Annotated in this window: 2 protein-coding genes; one reads left to right on the forward strand and one right to left on the reverse strand. The window is 71.1% G+C overall.

What is annotated here, in order from left to right:
* Positions 1-1106 (reverse strand): vWA domain-containing protein (locus tag MXD58_RS29295; RefSeq protein WP_250611395.1); only part of this gene is annotated, 1106 nt, incomplete at its 3' end.
* Positions 1107-1665: 559 nt separating this feature from the next.
* On the opposite strand from MXD58_RS29295, the gene MXD58_RS29300 reads away from it, so the two are divergent.
* The coding region (locus MXD58_RS29300) for a hypothetical protein (RefSeq protein WP_250611397.1) at positions 1666-2356 on the forward strand (691 nt) is incomplete at its 3' end.

A 2356-nucleotide genomic window follows, 5' to 3' on the forward strand; every position in this document is an offset into this window, starting at 1 on the left:
ACAGGGTGCCCCCACTGGGGCGGCGGCTCCTGCGCGTCCGCGCCCAGGCGCGCCTCGGGCGCCTCGGACGCACCGGAGGGCGAGGCCGCGGCGCGATCGGGCGGCGCCGCCACGTCATCGTCCGTGGGCAGCAACTGGCGATGATCGATGGTCCGGTCGGGGATCGGCGCGCTGGCACGGCGGGACCTGGGCGCGTGCGGGGCGGCGGGGCGCGAGCGTGACCGGCCGACCAGCATCCCCACGCCGACCAGCAGGACGAGGCCGAGCAGGCCGGCGATCAGCGTCTTCGCCAGGGGGAACGAGTTGCCCTGCGGTCCCGGCAGGGCTCCGACCGGGATGCCGCAGGCCCGACTGACGATCTGGTAGAGCTCGCGCAGCAGGTGGGACGAGTCGGTCGTGAAGTAGTCGTCCCCGGCGCGGGGACCCGAGATCTCCGCGAGGTTCGGCACGGTGCTGGCCTTGGAACCGATGCCCACCGCGACGATGCGGACCGCGCTGTCGCGCAGCCGGTTCGCCACCTCGACCGCCGCACCGAGCGGCTGATTGCTGGCGTAGCGGCCGGTGGCGGCGGTGGGGCCGGCCGACGGGGTGCCCATGGTGGGCTCGCCGTCGCTGATGAGGATCACGAGGTGGGGGGAGAGCCCCGCGGCCGTCTCGAGTCCGGCCTGCCAGTTCGTGCCGCCGGAACTGAACAGGCCATCCACCTTGAGCTTGCCGATCTCCCGCTTCACCTGGGCGCGGTCGGCGTCCCGACTGACGTCGGTCGGTGGCACCCGGACGCGGGAGCTGCCGGAGAAGGTCACGACGGAGACCACGTTCTGCCCGCCGCGCAGGGCGTCCACCAGGTCCTTGGCGGCGCTACGGAGCTGATCGGCGCTGTCCCCCATGGAGGGGGACAGGTCGAGTACCAGGGAGACCCGCATCGGGCAGCGCGACTGCCAGGGGGGATCGGCGGACGGTCCGCTCGGCGCCGCCCGGGCTGGTGCCGCGGCCACCGACACCGTCGCGAGGACGGCGAGCAATCCGATGATGATCGCCGCGGTGGCGCTTCTCCGGGGCCGGTGAGCGGTCGTCGGCCCTCCGTGCAGGTCGCGAGGTAGGTGCATGGTGAAGACCTCAAACCGTCCCGCGACATACATGCTCATGACGGAAGAAGAACTGCCCCGACCTGGCGGGGCGTACTTGGTCCGTGCTGCCACTCGAAAGCTCGCTGATGACAGCTCCAACCGCAGCGTGTGCTTCCCCCGAAACGTGCCGCCGTCGCTAGTGAGTTCGTGCCTGACGGGCCGCGGGCTCGCCCGCCGCGTCCGATGGACTCGAGACCGCAGCGACACGGTCTGAGTACCCCCTTGTGCCGGCAGTATAGTTACCGCGCCGGCCGCATTCAAAGCCTATTGTCGCTTTCTTGTGGTACCTGCCCGGCGGGTCGCAAGAAAAGGGCGGTGACCTGGGACTTTATGCGCTCGTGGCTAAACGGGGGGCAGTGTGCCAAAGAGCTTTCAAGATCGTTCCTGGAGCTTTGGTCGCCGTGTGGGCACCCGGCCGGGCCCTGCTGCCGTTGCGGGTCTGTCTACCGTCCCCGACCGCGGCGGGGCGGTGGCAGCGGAGGCGGAGCCACCCGGCCGGTGGCGCAGGGGATCCTCGTCGGAGCGCTTCGAAGGGCGCGTGGTCGAGGTGCGCGAGCCCGGCCCGAGCCGGGCGGCGCCGTCCACCGCACCAGTTGTCCTCGGTGTTCTGCTCCCTGCGCTGATCGCGGTCCTGCCCGTGATTCTCCGTGGCCTGCCGCTGATCGCCGCCGCGGGTACCGCGGCTTTGCTGCTGAGCCCTCGAACGATTCTCCGGTCCGGCCGTTCCGCCCGGCGGGGTGACCTGCGGAGTCGCGAAAATCTACAGACGACGGTCTTTCAGCTGAGAATTTTCCGTGCCGCCGGGAGCCGGCCGGATGATGAGAGTGATTCGGGCGTCGAAGAAGAGGTCGACTGCCGGCTGATCCGGCGAACCGCGGCTTCCACTCCACTGCTGATCGGCGGAGAACTCGTCAGTGGCTGGGGCCGGTACGACTCCCGCCGAAAACTCATCGAAATACGGGAACTGGTCACGGTCTCGCCGCCCGCGAGACATCGCGCGTCCCGGCACGTCTCCGTGGTGCCGGGCATCGCGGTGCTGGTGGTGGGCGCGACGCTCGCGGCGGCCCTCTTCCACCTGCTCAGGGACCGCGTCCGCGCTGAGGCCGCAGGTCAGATCAGGTGGACCGCGCTCGCGGTGTTCCTCGCGATCGTGTTCGCGGTCGCCTACCGGCTCGTGCGCGGGCGGCGTCGACGCAAGGCCGCCGCGCCCTCGCGGGCCGGCGGTCGCC

This window comes from Frankia sp. AgKG'84/4, from assembly GCF_023242965.2.
GTDB lineage: Bacteria > Actinomycetota > Actinomycetes > Frankiales > Frankiaceae > Frankia.